Raw genomic sequence first — 2,441 nt, 5'->3', positions numbered from 1 at the left:
GACACTGACATGCCGCCGTGTGCTGCGCAAGCGGGCGGGCGCGATCTCAGCGCGCCACTGGCTCCGGCGTTTGGGTGGTCCGGCTCTCGATGATCGGCAGCAGGCGTTCCGCCATCGCGCGGTCGATCCGGGGCAGGAAATGGCCATCGGGCTCGAAAATGCCCGCATCGGTGGCCGGGGCGATATCCGCGGACAAGACGTAGGGGATGCCGTTCGCTTCGAGCAGCGGAAGGAGCGTCCGGCGCAGCACGCCGTCATAGCCGCGATCCTCGAACAGCAGGATTACAGGGTTCGATCCCGCCGCACGCGCCCGCTGCGCGAAATCCAGCACCATCGCGCGAAGCGCGGGCATCAATGCCGGATCGCCGTCATAATCGCCGTCGCCGCGCAGCCGGGCGGTGATGTCGGCGATATGCCGCTGGCCCCAGGCGCGCCGAAGCATCCGCGCCGTCATGCTGTAATCCAGCAGGTCGTGGTTGGCGAGCGCGGGCGAGACGAACGGGTCCTGCGCCGCCAGCTGGCTCACATATTCGCGCCAGGTCTGGTGGCTGCGCAGCGTTGCACGCAGCCCGGCCTGGTCGGAAATGGGCGGCTCGATCGCCTGCAGCCGGTTGTCGCGGAGTACGTAGCGAGGGAAGGTGAAGGGCTGGGGCGCCTCGAACGACGTTCCCAGCCCGGATGTGGCGGCGGTCCGCCGGAGCGAGCCCGCAAGAATGCCGAGCACCTGGGTCCCATTGTGGTCGAGATTGCGGTCCTGCCGGATCCGGAAGCAGGCGTAGCTATGGTTGGGTGGCGCGCCCGGGCCACCGAAGCTGGTGATGTGCAGATCCGGCGCCAACGTGGCGAGCTGGGCCGCCACGCGCTGCGAGAAGGACATGCCATAGACGGTTACGCCGTGCGTATCGTTCGGCGTGGGCGATCGCGTGCACTCGGTGTCGATCCAGCCCGCCTTGAGGATCGGGGCGTCCTTGTCGGGCGTCGGCCCAAGCTGGTGGCGCAGCTTGCCCTCGATCGACTCGCCATAGCCGAAGTAGCGGACGATGCCGTTGGGCTCGACACTCGGATCGGCGGGTGGGCGGGCAACGATGCCGACCGCGAGGTCGAATGCAGCCAGCACGGCGACCGTCGCCGCAATGATGACGGCCACCTTGCGCCGCAGCCGGGCGCGGCCGAGCCGGTCAGAACTGGAAATAGATGAACTGCGCGGGAGCATTGCTCAGTCCCATGGCGAGAATGAAGAGCATGGCGGCGTAGATCGGCGCCTGCAGCAGCGCCGGCCAGCGCATGAAGCTTTCCAGCCTCCCTGCGCGGTAATCGAGAAACTGCATCGCGAAGAGCACCAGCATGCCTACGCTGGCGGAAAGCGGGATCGACGGCAGCGCGTTATGCGCCACGGCCGGGGCGAGCCCGAGCAGCTTGGTGGTGAAGAATGCGACCTGATCGAACGAGGCCGCGCGGAAGAGCATCCACCCATAGCAGACGAAGATCATGAAGAACGCGATGCGAACCGGCGTCGATATCCAGGTCGGCAGCAGCCGCGCGCGCGCCACCGCGCCGCCATGGCGATCAGCCGTGTCGTGGATCGCCTCGGCCGAGGTGGGGAGTGTCTCACGCCCGTGCGTCGCGGCGCGATGCACGACCAGCAGAAGACCCTGATAGGCGCCCCACAGAATGAAGGTCCAGGCCGCACCGTGCCAAAGCCCGCCGAGCAGCATGGTCAGGAACAGGTTCCGGTAGGTGCGCCATTCCCCGCCGCGATTACCGCCCAGCGAAATGTAGAGATAATCGCGCAGCCACGAACTGAGCGAGATATGCCAGCGCCGCCAGAACTCGCTTGGATTGCGCGAGAAATAGGGGACGTTGAAATTGACCATCAGGTCGATGCCCAGCAGCTTGCTGACCCCGCGCGCGATATCCGAATAGCCGGAAAAGTCGCACAGGATCTGAACCGCGAACAGCGCGGTGGCGATCGCGACATCGGACTGCGAGACCGCGCCGCTGCTGCCGTAGATGGCGTCGACCACGGGTGCGAGCCCGTCGGCGATCGCGATCTTCTTGAACAGGCCGATCAGGATCAGGACCAAGCCGTGCGAGGATTGTGCAAGGCGCAGGCGACGCGGCCCGGTGAGCTGCGGCAGCAGGTGGCGCGCACGCTCGATCGGGCCCGCCACCATCGGCGGGAAGTAAGCGACGAACAGCGCGAAATCCCAGAAATTCGCGGTCGGCTTCACGCGCCGCCGGTAGACGTCGATCGTATAGCTCAGCGACTGGAAGGTGTAGAAGCTGATCCCGACCGGCAGCACGACGTTCAGCCGGAGATTGGCCGCGTCGAATCCCAGCCGTGTCGCGGCGGCATTGGCGCTATCGACGAAGAAGTTGAAATATTTGAAGAATCCGAGGAAGGTCAGGTTGACCAGAACCGACGCGATGATCAGCAGCTT

2 protein-coding genes are annotated in these 2,441 nt (G+C 65.9%); both read right to left on the bottom strand.

The window, feature by feature from the left end:
* Positions 1 to 46: 46 nt before the first annotated feature.
* Positions 47 to 1,147, bottom strand: a complete 1,101-nt coding sequence (locus ACOJSF_RS12050) for a hypothetical protein (protein WP_420142442.1) — start codon at positions 1,145 to 1,147, stop codon at positions 47 to 49.
* A 31-nt stretch (positions 1,148 to 1,178) separates the two neighbouring features.
* The coding region (locus ACOJSF_RS12045; RefSeq protein ID WP_420142441.1) for an MBOAT family O-acyltransferase at positions 1,179 to 2,441 on the bottom strand (1,263 nt) is incomplete at its 5' end.

Origin of the sequence: Sphingomonas sp., assembly GCF_048594985.1 — a bacterium.
Taxonomy (GTDB): Bacteria; Pseudomonadota; Alphaproteobacteria; order Sphingomonadales; family Sphingomonadaceae; genus Sphingomonas_I.
The sequence above is the reverse complement of the archived record's forward strand: the minus strand, read 5'-3'. Positions and strand labels throughout refer to the sequence as shown.